Genomic DNA, 13,726 nt, shown 5'->3' with positions numbered 1-13,726 from the left:
GGATCCGGTACGCACCCCTACTTCGGTAGGGGGCGCCGGTGACTTCGGACAGTGCCCCCGCGGGGCGCCGGATCGTAGGCTCGGCACATGGCCGGCCTGATGTTCGCGTTGCTCGTCCCCGACCCGGCGGGCAGCCACCGGTCGGTGATCCGGGACCGGCTGGCCGACACCGTCGCGGTGATCGTGGCGCTGGCGTACGGGTCGTTGACGGTGCCGCTCGGGGACGCCACCCGGGAGGGTGCGCCGCTGCCCTGGCCGGCCGACGTCGCCCTCGGCGTGCTGTGCTGCGCCGCGCTGCTGCTGCGCCGGCACCGGCCGGTGGGTCTGACGATCGTTCTGCTGCTGGTCAGCACGGTGTCGGTGATGGCGACCGGTGCCGTCATCGTCGCGTTGTTCACCGTGGCGATCCACCGGCGCGGCCCGGTTGCCCTGGTGCTCGGGGCGGCGTACGTCGCGGTCGTGCCCGTGTACTTCGTGCTGCACGACAGTCCGCAGTTCCCGGTGTGGGTGGACCTGCTGGTCCGCGCGGTCACCACCGCGGGGGCGCTGGGGTGGGGGATGTTCGTGCGGGCGTACCGGCGGCTCACCGGGACGCTGCGGGAGCACACCGCCCGGCTCGAGGCCGAGCAGCACCTGCGCGAGGATCAGGCCCGGCTGACCGAGCGGGCGCGCATCGCGCGGGAGATGCACGACGTGCTGGCCCACCGGATGTCGCTGGTCAGCCTGCACGCCGGAGCCCTGGAGGTGCGCACCGACGCGCGGCCGGAGGAGGTGGCGATCGCGGCGGGGGCGATCCGGGCCAGCGCCCACGAGGCCCTGGAGGAACTGCGCGGGGTCATCGGGGTGCTGCGTGAGGGCGCCGCGGGCCGCCCGGAGCCACCGCAGCCGGGGCTGGCCGATCTGCCCGGGCTCGTCGACAGTGCCCGGGCGATGGGCATGACGGTGCACTACACCTGTGCGGTGCCGGAGGGCGGGCCGTCGGTGGTGCTCGGGCGTACGGCGTACCGGATCGTGCAGGAGGGCCTCACCAACGCGCGTAAGCACGCGCCGGGATCGGCCGTCCGGGTGCAGCTCGACGGCGAACCCGGCGCCGAGCTGCGGATCAGGATCGCGAACCCGGGCCCGGCGCCGGCCGCCCGCCCCGACGTGCCGGGCGCGGGGATGGGCCTGGTCGGTATCGGCGAACGCGTGGCGCTGGCCGGCGGCCACGTCCGGTACGGCCCGCTGGGCGACGACTTCCTCCTGGACGCGCGGCTGCCATGGCGGGCCTGACCGGCACAGCGGACGGCGGGCGGACGCGGCCCATCCGGCTGGCCATCGTCGACGACGATCCGCTGGTACGGGCCGGGCTGCGGATCCTGCTCGGCGGTTCGCCGGACATCGAGGTCGTCGCCGAGGCCGGCGACGGGGCCCAGGCGGCGGCGATGGCCGACGCGCACTGGCCCGACGTGGTGCTGATGGACATCCGGATGCCGCAGGTCGACGGGCTGGTGGCCACCCGCCGGCTGCGGTCGCGCCCGGCCCCGCCGGAGGTGATCGTGCTGACCACGTTCCACGCCGACGAGTACGTGCTGGACGCGTTGCGGGCCGGGGCCAGCGGCTTCCTGCTCAAGGACACCCCGCCGCGCGACATCATCGAGGCGGTCCGGGCGGTGGCGGGCGGCTCGGCCACGCTGTCGCCGGCGGTGATCCGGCAGCTGATCGACCACGTCGCCGATCCGGCCGCCGGGCCGCGCCGGGACCGGGCCCGCAACCGGCTGGCCGGCCTGACCGAGCGGGAAGGGGCGGTGGCGCTGGCGCTGGGCCGGGGCTGGTCGAACGCGGAGATCGGCACCGAGCTCACGATGAGCCTGCCGACGGTGAAGGGTCACGTGTCGCGGCTGCTGGCCAAGCTCGACCTGAACAACCGGGTCCAGGTGGCGCTGCTCGTCCACGACGCCGAGCTGCTCTAGCGGGCGATTTCCGCCCGGTATCGTGCCGCCCACTGCTCATTGAGCTGGTCGCCCTGGCGGCGGTGGCGGGGCTGGATCGGACGTCCCGCGTCCGGGTCGAGGCCCAGGTAGCTGAGCACGCCGCGAGTGGTGCCGATCAGGTCGGCGGTGAGCTGCTCGTAGGTGATCTCGTGGGGGGCGACGCCGTACCGGGTGAACCAGGCCCGCCAGGCGGCATTGTGGTCGGCCACCGTGTCCAGCAGCGACGTGATGCCGGCCTTGTCGTAGTGCGGCTCGGCCGCGGTGCCGCCCGGGTCGCCGGCCTTCCAGGTGCGGGTCTGTTCCGCGCGCAGCCAGGACACCGCCTGGGCCAGTTCGTCCTCGCGCCGCAGGTACACGAAGCGGACCGGCCCGAACGCGGCCTCCAGCACCGCCAGGTCGTGGCCCTCGGTGGACGGTGCCAGCTGGGCCACCAGCCGGTCGAGGGTGCCCCACATCAGCTTGGCGCCGAAGACGCCGTTGGGCGTCGTTCCCGCCCCGACGGCTGCCCGCACGAAGGCCCGATACTCGAACGCCGGGTCGGCCGGGCCGGGAATCTTCCACCGGTCCGCCCACAGCTGCTCGTCCGGCTGCCGGAAGTACGACTCCGGGGTGCCGGCCAGCCCGGTCGACGCCAGCAGGCCGAGGAGCAGGGAACTGCCGGTGCGCGGCGTCGCGCAGACGAAGTAGGACTCGGTCATCACCCCAGCCAAGCCGTCGGTGACCCGCGCGACAACTGAAATAAAGTTCTAGAACTCTGCACACGACTATGGAACACTCGGCTGAGAGTTATAGAACTTTGGAGGCACACCGTGACCGTGGTCATGCGCGAACCCACCACTGACGGGCGCTTCGGCGAGTACGGCGGCCGATACGTCCCCGAGTCCCTGATCCCCGCCTGCCTCGCCCTGGAGGAAGCGTTCCGCGAGGCCTGGGCCGATCCGGGGTTCCGCCAGGAGCTCGACGGCTACCGCCGCACCTACGCCGGGCGCCCCACCGCCCTCACCGCGGCCCGCAACCTCTCCGCCGAGCTGGGCATCACTCTGCTGCTCAAGCGCGAGGACCTCGCCCACACCGGCTCCCACAAGATCAACAATGTGCTCGGGCAGGCGCTACTGGCCCGGCGGATGGGCAAGACCCGGCTGATCGCCGAGACCGGGGCCGGCCAGCACGGCGTCGCCACCGCCACCGCGGCGGCCCTGTTCGGGCTGCGCGCCACGGTCTACATGGGTGAGCGCGACATCGAGCGCCAGGCCCTCAACGTCTTCCGGATGCATCTGCTCGGCGCCGAGGTCGTCCCGGTGACCAGCGGCAGCCGGACCCTCAAGGACGCCACCAACGAGGCCATGCGCAACTGGGTGTCGGCCGTCGGGGACACCCACTTCTGCCTCGGGTCGGTCGCCGGGCCGCACCCGTACCCGTGGATGGTCCGGGAATTCCAGCGGGTGATCGGGGAGGAGGCCCGCGGGCAGGTCGCGGGCGAGCTCAGCACCGGCGTCCCCGACGTGGTCGTGGCCTGCGTGGGCGGCGGCTCCAACGCGGCCGGCACCTTCGCGGGCTTCGTCGACACGACCGCCCGGCTCGTCGGCGTGGAGGCGGCCGGCGGGGCGGCGGTGTCCGGCGGTGAGCCGGGGGTGCTGCACGGCTCGCGGTCGCTGGTGCTGCAGGACCGGCACGGGCAGGTCGCCGAGGCGCAGTCGATCGCCGCCGGCCTGGACTACCCGGGGGTCGGGCCGGAGCACGCGCAGCTCGGCGGGCTCGGCCGGGCGACGTACGTGACCGTGACCGACGACGAGGTACTGGTCGCGGTCCGCCGGCTCGCCGAACGCGAGGGGATCATCTGCGCGCTGGAATCAGCGCACGCGGTGGCCTGGGTGCTGCGCGCGGCCGGGACGGTGGAGCTGCCGGCCGGCTCGACGGTGCTGCTGACCCTCTCGGGCCGCGGCGACAAGGACATGGGCCAGCTGATGGAGGGACTGCGATGACGACCACGCTCAGTGCGGCGCTGCCGCTCACCGGACGGCCGCTGCTGGTGCCGTACGTGACCGGTGGGATCACCGCGGATTGGACCGAGCTGCTGCTGGCCTGCCAGGACGGCGGGGCGGACGCCATCGAGGTGGGGCTGCCGTTCTCCGACCCGATGCTCGACGGGCCGACCATCCAGGAGGCCTCGGACCGGGCCCTGGCCCGCGGGGCCACGGTGGAGTCGATCCTGGCGGACCTCGCGGCCACGCCGCTGCGGGTGCCGGTCGTCGTCATGACGTACGCGAACATCGTCCTGCGGATCGGCCTGCCCGCGCTGGCCGCCGCCGGGGTCTCCGGGCTGATCGTGCCGGACCTGCCGCTGGAGGAGTCGGCGGCGACCGAGGCCGCAGCGGCGGCCGCCGGCATCGACCTGGTGCTGCTGGCGGCCCCGTCGACCCCGGACGACCGGCTGCGGGAGATCTGCGCCCGCAGCCGCGGCTTCGTGTACGCGATCAGCGTCATGGGCACCACCGGCGAACGCGCCCGGCTGGCGGATTCGGCCGCGACGCTGGCCGCCCGGCTCAAGGCGGTCACCGACCTGCCGGTGCTGATCGGCTTCGGGGTGTCCACCCCGGCCCAGGCGGTCGAGGCGGGACGCGCCGGGGACGGCGCTGTGATCGCGTCGGTGCTGATGCGTAGGGTTCTCGACGGCGCCACGGCGAACGAGCTCGCCGCCGACGTCGCCGCCTACCGCACCGCACTCGACCTGGGGGTGTCTCCTGGAACGCCGCACGCCGAAATATCAGGTCATCGCGGCTGACCTGACCGCGAAGATCCGCGGTGGCGACCTGCCGCCGGGCTCGGCGCTGCCCCCGCAGAAGGAGCTCAGCGCCGCGTACGGGGTGACGCTGGTGACCCTCCGGCAGGCGCTGCGGCAGCTGGAGGACGACGGGCTGCTCTCCCAGCAGCCGGGGCGGGGCACGTTCGTCGCGTCGCCGAAGGCCACCTACCGGCTGGACTCGCTGCGCGGGCTGGCCGAGGATCTGCGGGCTCAGGGCCGTACGGTCAGCACCGAGATCCTCGGCCAGAGCATGCACCGCCCGCCGGCCTGGGTCGCGGCGCACCTGGGCCCGGCCCGGGCCCTGCGCCTGGAACGCCTGCGGCTGCTGGCCGGGCGGCCCGCGGTGCACCAGCTGTCCTGGGTGCGTCCGCCGGTCGGCGCCGAGCTGCGCACCGCCGACCTCAGCGACACCTCCCTCTATGCGGCGATCGCCGAGCACGGGGTGGTGGTGCACCGGGCCTCGGAGGTGCTGCGCCCGGAGGTGCTCGCCGGGCCGGTCGCGGAGCTGCTGCGCCAGGCGGCGGGCACGCCGGTGTTCGTCTCCGACCGGGTCACCTACGGCCTCGACGACCAGCCGATCGTGGTGGACCGGGCGACGATCCTGGGCACGGTGATGGAGGTCCGCACCGAACGCGCGGCTACCGGTCTGTCGGTGCAGTGGACGTCGTCGTCCTGAACGCGGGGTCCCGGCCGGACCGGCCGGGCTGACTCCCTGACGGCCGGCGGGCCACCAGGTACGCCTGCGACACCGACTCGGTCAGGCCCGGGTGCTCGGCGGGCTCGCGGACCGTGCGCAGCACCAGCTCCAGCCCGGCGTCCGCGAGCAGCGCGGCGACAGCTTCGGGTCGGCGGCGGTGGAAAGCGATGCCCTCGCGGACCAGGATCTCGTCACCGGTCTGGAACGCCATGATCACCGGCGCGCCGGGCGCCAGCACCCGGTGGAACTCGGCGAACACCGCCGGCAGGGCCTCGTCCGGCACGTTGATGATCGAATACCAGGCCACCAGCCCGGCCAGGGACGCGTCGGGCACCGCCAGCTCCGTCATGGAGCCGACCCGGAAGCCGATCCCGGGGTGGTCGCGGCGGGCGACGGCCACCATCTCCGGCGACAGGTCGACGCCGGTGACGTCGAGGCCCAGACCGTGCAGGTACGCGGTCGTGACGCCGGGGCCGGAGCCGACGTCGACGACCGGGCCGGGCACCGCGCCGACCAGCTCGGCGAAGCCGGTCAGCAGGGCCCGGTCCCAGATCTTGGCGGCCAGCTCGTCGCGGAACCGCTCGGTGTACCACTGCGCGATGGTGTCCCAGCCGGTGCGGGTGCCGGTCAGGAAGGCGGGCTCGCGGAGGCGCTCGCGGACCGCGTCGAGGTGGCGTTGCTGGACGCCGATGCCGCGCAGGTAGTTCTCCACGCCGCCGTAGACCTGCTCGGCGTGCACCAGAGTGTTGATCATCGTGGCCGCCGGGCAGTCCTCGGAGAGCGCGTAGTCTTCGGCCACCACTTCCGGGCCGACCCCGGCGACGGTGAGCGCGAGGGCGACCAGGGTGCCCGTCCGGTCCCGGCCGCCGCGGCAGTGCACGAGCACGCCGCCCGGGGGCGCCTCGGCGATGGCCCGGAAAGCGGCTGCCATGCGCTCCTTGTTGTGATCGAGCATCGGCCCGTACGAGTCCGCCGGATACTCGTAGTGGGTCACGTCCCTCAGCAGCGAGACGTGAAGGTAGACCGGGTCGCCGGCGAACGGGCTCGGATGCTCGGCGAGCTCCGCGGGGCGGCGCAGATCCAGGATCCGCGAGATCCCGGCCGCGCGGACGGCGGCGACGTCGGCCGGGGTCATCGCGCCGTGGTGGTCGGAGCGCAGCAGCGCGCCGCCGCGGATCCGGCCGCCGTCCTGGGTGGGCAGGCCCCCCAGGTCGCGGGCGTTGCGGCAGGCGGGCCAGTCGAGGATCACCGGGCGGGCTCCGATCCGGCGGTGAGGCGGTCGAGAAGCTCACCCAACAATGCGGCCTCGCCCGCGGTCAACCCCGTCCGGTCGGCCGCCAGTGCGGCCCGCAGCGTGACGGCGGCACCGGCCCGGGAGACGTCGGCCGGTGCGCAGGATCACCCGCAGGGCGGCCTCCCGGGTCCGCACGGACAGGCCGGGATCCCGCTGATCGACCGGCCGGCCGATCAGGCTCAGCGTCACCCCGACCACCGGCGGCGTACTGCGCGACGCCGTGATCAGCGAGCTGACGATCGGGTGACACCGGCGCGGCTTTCTTTACAATGAAAACCGTTGCCAACAAGATGGACCCGTCGCCGGTACTCCGCCGGCACGCCGTCTTGCCGGAAGGATCCGCATGTCTCTCACCGTCTCCCCCGAGCTGCTCTCCGTCGCCGAGCGTGGCGAGGTCCCGGACGCCGAGTTCGTCGACTGTGTCCGCACGTCGCTGCCGTACGCCTGGGAGGTGATCAGCCAGGTCGTGACCGAGCTGGAGACCACCGGTGGCGAGTTCGCCGACCACGAGATCCCGCCGCCGTCCGGGCAGCAGCGCGGTGAGCTCCTGCGGGCCCTGGCCAGTGACGCGATCCGGGGCGGGCTGGAGCGTCACTTCGGCGCCAAGCTCGCCTTCCAGAACTGCCACCGGGTGGCGGCCTTCCGCCCCGGCGCGGTGGGCGGCGACCGCTACCGGGCCTTCGTCTCCCCGCGCGGCCAGCTGCTCAACCAGTCCCCGGAACTGCGCAACTGCTGAGGACCGGCCGATCGCGGGCGGCGGGCCCCGGCCCGCCGCCCTCAGGCCCGCCGGGCGTGCCGGCCGGCGATCACCGGCGTGGCCGGGCCCAGGTCGGCCACCAGGGCGGCCAGCGCCGTCGTGATCGGGACCGAGGCGACCAGGCCGATCGTGCCGACCGCGCTGCGCAGGATCTCCTGGGCCAGGTACTCGCTGGTCAACAGGTCCGTGACGGGCTCGCTGGAGGCCGCGATGAGCAACAGCAGGGGCAACGAGGCCCCCGCGTACGCCAGCACGATCGTGTTGACCGCCGACGCCACGTGCGCGCGGCCGACCCGGATCGCCGCGCGGTACAGCTCCCACCGGCTCGTCGCGCCGGGGCTCATCTCGGCCACCGTCACGGCCTGGGTCACCGTCACGTCGTCCAGCACTCCGAGGGCACCGATGACGATGCCGGCCAGCAGCAGGCCGCGCAGGTCCAGGCTGGTCCGGGTGACCGCCAGGGCCGAGCTGTCGTCGCCGCCCAGCCCGCTCAGCTGCATCAGCGAGGTGAACACCGCACCGAGCACACCGGTGAGCACCAGGCTGGCCAGCGTGCCGGCCACCGCCACCGAGGTGTGCACGTTGACGCCGTGGGTCAGATACAGCGCCGCGAACATGATGGCCGAGGCGCCCACCACCGCGATCAGCAGCGGCGGTGAGCCGGCGAGAATGGCCGGGATCACGAAGAGCAGCAGCAGTGCGAAGCTCACCGCCAGGCCGGCCAGCGACGCCAGCCCCCGCCGTCGGCCGAACGCCAGGATCACCGCCACGGCCACCGCGACCAGCCAGATCATCGGGGTCGAGCGCTGCCGGTCCACCACCGAGTACGCCCGCCCGCCGGGAACCGCGTCCGGGAAGTAGAGCAGGACCACGCCGTCGCCGACGTGCAGGGCGCTCGTGCCGGGGCCCTGCGGGAGGTCGACCGCCTGATCGGCACCCGCGCCGGGCCCCTCGGTGACCCGGACCGTGGCGGAGCCGCAACGTTGCTGCGGGGCACCGGCCGGACAGACCTGCTCGGCGACGGCCGTCACCGTGCCGAGGGCCCGCTGGCCCCCGCCCGCGGCCGGGTCGGTGCGCACGTTGCCGGGCCAGAGCAGGATCAGCGCCACCAGGGTGGCCAGGGCGGCCGGCACCAGCACCGCGGTGACGATGCGCCGGGTGCGCCGGGACGCGGCCGGCGGCGGGCCGTGGCTGTGCTGGTGGCTCATCGCGACGAGCCGGGACGCGGGGGCAGCGGGTTGTCGTCGTTCCAGGTCTCGCGCAGTTCGCGCTTCGTCTCCTGCCACCACCGGACCAGGTCGCCGCCCCAGTCGCGGAAGTCGCGGCCCAGCGCTTTGAGGGCGTGCAGGAAACCGGGGTCGTCCAGCCGGGCACCGAGCAGCTCGGCCAGGCCCAGGCCCCACAGCACCGGCACCGCCGCGAGGGCGAGCACGGCCGGCCACCGGTGGCCCGTCACGGCGTACGCCAGCAGCAGCGCGACCATGACGCCCACGGTGACCATCGCGGCGCGGGCAGCCCGGCGCAGCAGCCCGGGCACCAGTCGCAGGCAGCGCCACGGCAGGCGGCCCGCGGGAATCAGCACCCGCAGGGCGAAGCCGGCCACGACCGTGGCGAACAGGGCCGCCAGGATGCGGCTGCCGAGCGCGGCCGGTGGCCACCAGGCCGCCGCGAGCGTGCCCGCCACGACCAGCAGGACCGCGGCCGCGAACCAGCGGCGCAGCGCGCTGAGCAGGCTGCGGATCGGCCAGGTCATCGAGATGACGTCCGGGCGGGCCGGGTTCTCCCGGGCCACGTCGTGCAGAGCGCGCAGCGAGCGGCCGACCCGCAGCCGCTCGGCGTCGAGCATGGCCAGCAGCCAGCGGCCGTAGGCGTTGGCGGGCTCGATCGCCAGCGCCGCCCGGGCCGCCTCCTCGGCCGCGTCCCGGTTGCCCGCGTCGCGTTCCACGTCGGCCAGGGTCAGCAGGCCCTCGACCGACCGCGGGGCCAGCGCCAGGCCGTGCCGGGCCGAGGCGCGGGCCTCGGCGAAACGGCGGCCGGCGGCCAGCGCCCGGGCCAGCACCAGGTGCCCGGCCGGCTCGTGCGGAGTCAGCCGGACCGCCTCACCGGCCGCGGCGACCGCGTCCTGGTCACGGATCAGGGCGATCAGGGACTCCGCGCGTTCGGCGTGCGCGCCGGCCAGCCCGGGAGCGGCGGCCACCGCCGCGTCGCAGGCCGCCAGCGCGGCCACGTAGTCGCGCTGCTGACGCAGCACGTAACCGAGCAGGGTGAGCAGGCCGGCATCGGCCGGCCCGACGGCCAGCGCCGCGCGCAACCGGGCCTCGGCGTCCGCGTGCCGGCCCACCTCGGCCAGCTGCCGGGCCTGGCGGTACGCGTCGTCGCCGCTCACAGCAGCTTGCGCTTGCGAAGGTACGCGGCCAGGTCGTCGTACTCGCCGCTCGCGTTGCCGAACATGACCACGCTGCGGGCCGTGGCGAACCAGGCGTCCGTGGACGGCCGCACGTCGCGCACAGCCGCCGTCATGTCCTGCTGCGAGATCATCCGGACCTCGCCGGTGGCGATGGCGTCGCGCAATGCGAACTCGGCGGCGGTCTCGCACACGTGGGCCAGGTCGGCGCCGGAGAAGTGCTCGGTGGCGGCGGCCAGCGCGCGCAGGTCGATGCCGGCGACCGGCCGGTCCCGCAGGTGGTACTCCAGGATGGCGGCGCGGGCGGTCGCGTCCGGCGGCAGCACCAGGACCGTGCGGTCCAGGCGGCCGGGCCGGCGCAGCGCCGCGTCGATGTCCCAGGGAGCGTTGGTCGCGGCCAGCACGAACACCCCTTCGTTGCCGCCGCCCACCCCGTCCAGCTCGGTGAGCAGCTGGTTGACCAGGGTCCGCATCGCCGAGGAGCTGAGCTGGCTGCGCTTGTGGCCCAGCGCATCGATCTCGTCGAGGAACAGCACGCAGGGCGCGTGCGACCGGGCGGACTCGAACAGGTCGTGCAGGTTGCGTTCCGAGCTGCCGATCCACATCTGCAGCACGTCGACGATCGACAGGGAGATGAACGCGGCGCCTATCTCCCCCGCGACGGCCCGGGCCAGGAACGTCTTGCCGCAACCGGGTGGGCCGTACAGCAGCAGGCCGCCGCGCAGGCTCTTGCCGAACAGAGTGCGCAGCTGCGGGTTGCGCAGCGGAGCGAGGAAGGCCAGCTCGAGGCGCTGCTTCACCTCGTCCATGCCGCCGACGTCGGCCAGGGTGACCGCGGCCCGTTCGACCTCGAACGCGTCGTCGCCGGCACCGGCCGGCGCGAACCGGGGCGGGACGACGCCCTCGAACTCGCTCTCCAGGGCGTCCCAGTCGACGCCGGGGCGCGACGGGGCCGCCGGCGCTTCACCCGGAAGAGCGGCCGCCATCACCCGCCGCGCAGCCTCGTTGCCGGGGTCCCGGGCCAGCACCTGGGCGGCGTGCCCGATCGCCTCGCCGGCGCGCCCGGCCCCGGCCAGCAGCTCGGCCAGGTGCAGCCGCAGCGCGACATCGTCGGGCCGGGCGGCGACGGCCGCCGTGAGGCTGTCGATCAGGGCGTCGCTCATGAGAGGCGATTATGCCCGGCTTCCCCGGGCCGCCCCGCTCAGCGGTCGAGCAGACGCTCCAGCCCGTCAAGGATGCGGTCGAGGCCGAAGCGGAACGACCGCTCGGGGTCGCCGACCGCGTTGTACTCCTCCCCGGCGGCCTGCCCGACCCGGCCGGAGATCGGGTAGGCGCCGGCGGGCATCACCCGCTCGAGGACCGGCACGTTGACCGCCCACCACTCGGCGTCGGAGATGCCGGACTGCTCGGCGGTGCGCCGGGTGTCGACCGAGGACCGCGCCGCCCCGGCCGTGAAGCTGGCCAGCAGGGTGATCACCTGATCCATCTCCAGGTCGGTGAAACCGGCGCCCTCGATGGCCGCGAGCTGCCACTCGTAGCGGTCCGAGACGTTCGGGCCGATCCACGGGCGGCTGTTCTCCACCTGCAGCAGCCACGGATGCCGGTGGAACTCGTCCCAGATCTGCTGGGCGACCGCGGTCATCCGCTGCCGCAGCGGGCCCTCGTGCGGCGGCAGCTCCCGCTCGCCGGCCACCTCGTCGACCATCAGGCCGATCAGCTCGGAGCGGCCGGGGACGTAGGTGTAGATCGACATCAGCTTGAGCCCGAGCCGGTCGGCGACCTTGCGCATCGAGAAGGCGGGCAGCCCTTCCTCGTCGGCCACCGCGATCGCCGCGCGCACCACCTCGTCCACGCTCACCCGCTGCTTGGGGCCCCGGGTGCCCTGCGGGGTCCCTAGCGTGCGCCGCCACAGCAGCTCGAGCGTGCGGTCGATGTCCTGACTCTCCATGTGCGCAGATTACCCCGTGGGGTGTACGGTGTTGCCGGCGCAATTTCCGTAAGGCATACGGAGTTAGGAGCTACGGTGACCGACAACGCTCTCGAAGCGGACGGACTACGCAAGAGGTACGGCGATCTGCAGGCCCTCGACGGCTTCGACCTGACCGTGCCGCCCGGGGTCATCCACGGGTTGCTCGGCCCCAACGGCGCCGGCAAGACGACCGCGGTGAAGGCCCTGGCGACCCTCATCCGCACCGACGGCGGCAGCGCGAGGGTCGCCGGTTTCGACGTACGGACCCAGGCCCGCGAGGTCCGGCGGCGGATCGGCCTGGTCGGGCAGAACGCCGCGGTCGACGAGATCCTCGGCGGCCGGCAGAACCTGGTCATGTTCGGCCGGCTCTTCGGCCTCTCCACCGCCGCCGCCCGGGCCCGCGCCGACGAGCTGCTCGACACGTTCGGCCTCACCGGCGCGGCCGAACGGGCGGTCTCCACCTACAGCGGCGGGATGCGCCGCCGGCTCGATCTCGCCGCCGGCTTCATCCTCACCCCCGCGGTGCTGTTCCTCGACGAGCCCACCACCGGCCTGGACCCCCGGGCCCGCAACGAGGTCTGGGAGAGCGTGCGGGAGATCGCCGCCCGCGGCACCACGGTCCTGCTCACCACCCAGTACCTCGACGAGGCCGACCAGCTGGCGGCGCGGATCTCGGTGATGAACCACGGCCGGGTGGTCGCCGACGGCACGCCGGACGAGCTCAAGCGTCAGGTCGGCGGCGACCGGGTGACCGTCACCGTGCCGCGCTCGGAGCCGCTGGAGGCGGTGGCGCAGCGGCTGGCGGCAGCCCTGGGCGAGGCGGCGGTGACCGACGCGGACACCCACCGGGTGACCTTCGAGGTCGGGGCCGGGGTGGTCGCCCTGGCCGACATCGTCCGGGCCCTCGACCAACTGGGCATCGCCCCGGAGGACCTGGTGCTGCGCCGGCCCACCCTCGACGAGGTTTTCCTCACCCTGACCGACAAGGAGGTCGCGCGATGACGACGCTGCGAGCCGGCTGGGTCATCACCCAGCGGGACCTGGCCCACTGGGTCCGCCAGCCGTGGGCGCCGATCTTCGGCCTGCTCTTCTCGATCATGCTGCTGCTGGTCTTCGGTTTCCTCTTCGGCGGCGCGATCACCGTCCCCGGCGGCGGCGACTACATCAGCTTCCTGCTGCCCGGCATGCTGGCGCTGAGCATGATGTTCGGGGTCGAGAGCACGGCCACCGCGATGGCCAACGACGCCCGCAAGGGCATCACCGACCGGTTCCGGTCGATGCCGATCGGCAGCGCGTCGGTGGCCCTGGGCCGCGTCGGGGCCGACATGGCCAACTCCACGGTCGAGGTGCTGGTGCTGATTCTCGGCGGCCTGCTGATCGGCTGGCGGATCTCGTCCGATCCGGCGTCCGCGGCGGCGGCCGTGCTGCTGTTGCTGCTGTTGCGGTTCGCGGTGCTGTGGATCGGCATCTTCGTGGGCCTGAGCTTCCGCGGTGAGGGCGCGACGATGGCGGTGCAGGTGCTGGTCTGGCCGATCGGCTTCCTGTCCACCGCGATCGTGTCGGCCGAGACGATGCCGGGCTGGCTGGGCGCGATCGCCGCCTGGAATCCGTTGTCGGCGACCGCGTCGGCCGCGCGGGAACTCTTCGGCAACCCGACCGGCATCACCGAGGGGCCGCTGGCCGACGGCGCGGTGTGGCTCGCCATCGGCTGGCCGGTGCTGCTCACCGCGATCTTCGTGCCGCTGTCGGCGCGCGCCTACCGCCGGCTGCGCGACTGAGCCGGGCCGGCCGGACCGCGGTCTCCCCCGCGGTCCGGCCGGGCCCGGTCA

14 protein-coding genes are annotated in these 13,726 nt (G+C 74.1%); 8 read left to right on the top strand and 6 right to left on the bottom strand.

Translation table 11 applies throughout. The features are described 5' to 3' along the window. Positions 1–87: 87 nt before the first annotated feature. Both Aau02nite_RS17290 and Aau02nite_RS17285 read left to right on the top strand, forming a co-directional pair. On the top strand, positions 88–1,272 hold the full coding sequence (locus tag Aau02nite_RS17290) for a sensor histidine kinase (protein ID WP_246595213.1): 1,185 nt from the start codon (positions 88–90) through the stop codon (positions 1,270–1,272). Beyond that, positions 1,260–1,952: a response regulator gene (locus Aau02nite_RS17285; RefSeq protein WP_212989443.1), complete on the top strand. Its 693-nt coding sequence runs from the start codon at positions 1,260–1,262 to the stop codon at positions 1,950–1,952. Before Aau02nite_RS17290 ends, Aau02nite_RS17285 begins: the two co-directional genes overlap by 13 nt. Here the strand turns inward: Aau02nite_RS17285 and Aau02nite_RS17280 are convergent. Beyond that, positions 1,949–2,671 carry a Stf0 family sulfotransferase gene (locus Aau02nite_RS17280; protein ID WP_212989442.1) on the bottom strand — a complete coding sequence of 241 codons (723 nt, stop codon included), beginning with the start codon at positions 2,669–2,671 and terminating at the stop codon, positions 1,949–1,951. The two genes, Aau02nite_RS17285 and Aau02nite_RS17280, sit on opposite strands and share 4 nt — an antisense overlap. A gap of 123 nt (positions 2,672–2,794) precedes the next feature. Between Aau02nite_RS17280 and trpB the strand changes: the two genes are divergently transcribed. Genes trpB through Aau02nite_RS17265 form a run of 3 tightly spaced genes read left to right on the top strand, consistent with a single transcriptional unit; the run spans position 2,795 to position 5,452 of the window. Continuing rightward, on the top strand, positions 2,795–3,955 hold the full coding sequence (gene trpB, locus Aau02nite_RS17275; RefSeq protein WP_212989559.1) for a tryptophan synthase subunit beta: 1,161 nt from the start codon (positions 2,795–2,797) through the stop codon (positions 3,953–3,955). Beyond that, positions 3,952–4,755 (top strand): tryptophan synthase subunit alpha, encoded by an 804-nt coding sequence (gene trpA, locus Aau02nite_RS17270; protein WP_212989441.1) that lies wholly within the window; start codon positions 3,952–3,954, stop codon positions 4,753–4,755. Before trpB ends, trpA begins: the two co-directional genes overlap by 4 nt. After that, complete coding sequence (locus tag Aau02nite_RS17265; RefSeq protein ID WP_212989558.1) at positions 4,715–5,452, top strand: GntR family transcriptional regulator; 738 nt, start codon at positions 4,715–4,717, stop codon at positions 5,450–5,452. The genes trpA and Aau02nite_RS17265 overlap by 41 nt, the downstream gene beginning before the upstream one ends. On the opposite strand, the gene Aau02nite_RS17260 is transcribed toward Aau02nite_RS17265, so the two are convergent. Then, positions 5,415–6,722, bottom strand: coding sequence for a tyrosine-protein phosphatase (locus Aau02nite_RS17260; protein WP_212989440.1), 1,308 nt, complete (start codon positions 6,720–6,722; stop codon positions 5,415–5,417). The genes Aau02nite_RS17265 and Aau02nite_RS17260 overlap by 38 nt on opposite strands. Positions 6,723–7,110: 388 nt before the next feature. On the opposite strand from Aau02nite_RS17260, the gene Aau02nite_RS17255 reads away from it, so the two are divergent. Beyond that, the gene (locus tag Aau02nite_RS17255) at positions 7,111–7,503 is read left to right on the top strand and encodes an SCO5389 family protein (protein WP_212989439.1); all 393 of its coding nucleotides are present in this window, start codon (positions 7,111–7,113) and stop codon (positions 7,501–7,503) included. A 41-nt stretch (positions 7,504–7,544) separates the two neighbouring features. Here Aau02nite_RS17255 and Aau02nite_RS17250 read toward each other — a convergent pair whose 3' ends face one another. From Aau02nite_RS17250 to Aau02nite_RS17235, 4 genes are read right to left on the bottom strand one after another with little or no spacing between them, the layout of a single operon-like run. After that, positions 7,545–8,732 (bottom strand): YibE/F family protein, encoded by a 1,188-nt coding sequence (locus Aau02nite_RS17250; RefSeq protein ID WP_212989438.1) that lies wholly within the window; start codon positions 8,730–8,732, stop codon positions 7,545–7,547. After that, complete coding sequence (locus tag Aau02nite_RS17245) at positions 8,729–9,910, bottom strand: tetratricopeptide repeat protein (protein ID WP_212989437.1); 1,182 nt, start codon at positions 9,908–9,910, stop codon at positions 8,729–8,731. The genes Aau02nite_RS17250 and Aau02nite_RS17245 overlap by 4 nt, the downstream gene beginning before the upstream one ends. Beyond that, on the bottom strand, positions 9,907–11,091 hold the full coding sequence (locus Aau02nite_RS17240) for an ATP-binding protein (protein ID WP_212989436.1): 1,185 nt from the start codon (positions 11,089–11,091) through the stop codon (positions 9,907–9,909). Before Aau02nite_RS17240 ends, Aau02nite_RS17245 begins: the two co-directional genes overlap by 4 nt. Before the next feature lie 38 nt (positions 11,092–11,129). Then, complete coding sequence (locus tag Aau02nite_RS17235; RefSeq protein WP_212989435.1) at positions 11,130–11,876, bottom strand: TetR/AcrR family transcriptional regulator C-terminal domain-containing protein; 747 nt, start codon at positions 11,874–11,876, stop codon at positions 11,130–11,132. A gap of 75 nt (positions 11,877–11,951) precedes the next feature. Here Aau02nite_RS17235 and Aau02nite_RS17230 point away from each other — a divergent pair, with 75 nt between their 5' ends. Continuing rightward, positions 11,952–12,899 carry an ATP-binding cassette domain-containing protein gene (locus Aau02nite_RS17230; protein ID WP_212989434.1) on the top strand — a complete coding sequence of 316 codons (948 nt, stop codon included), beginning with the start codon at positions 11,952–11,954 and terminating at the stop codon, positions 12,897–12,899. Continuing rightward, entirely contained in the window at positions 12,896–13,675 is a 780-nt protein-coding gene (locus Aau02nite_RS17225) for an ABC transporter permease (protein ID WP_212989433.1), read from the top strand. The genes Aau02nite_RS17230 and Aau02nite_RS17225 overlap by 4 nt, the downstream gene beginning before the upstream one ends. Positions 13,676–13,726 lie beyond the last annotated feature (51 nt).

This window comes from Actinoplanes auranticolor (genome assembly GCF_018332655.1).
GTDB classification, from domain to species: Bacteria; Actinomycetota; Actinomycetes; order Mycobacteriales; family Micromonosporaceae; genus Actinoplanes; species Actinoplanes auranticolor.
The sequence above is the reverse complement of the archived record's forward strand: the minus strand, read 5'-3'. Positions and strand labels throughout refer to the sequence as shown.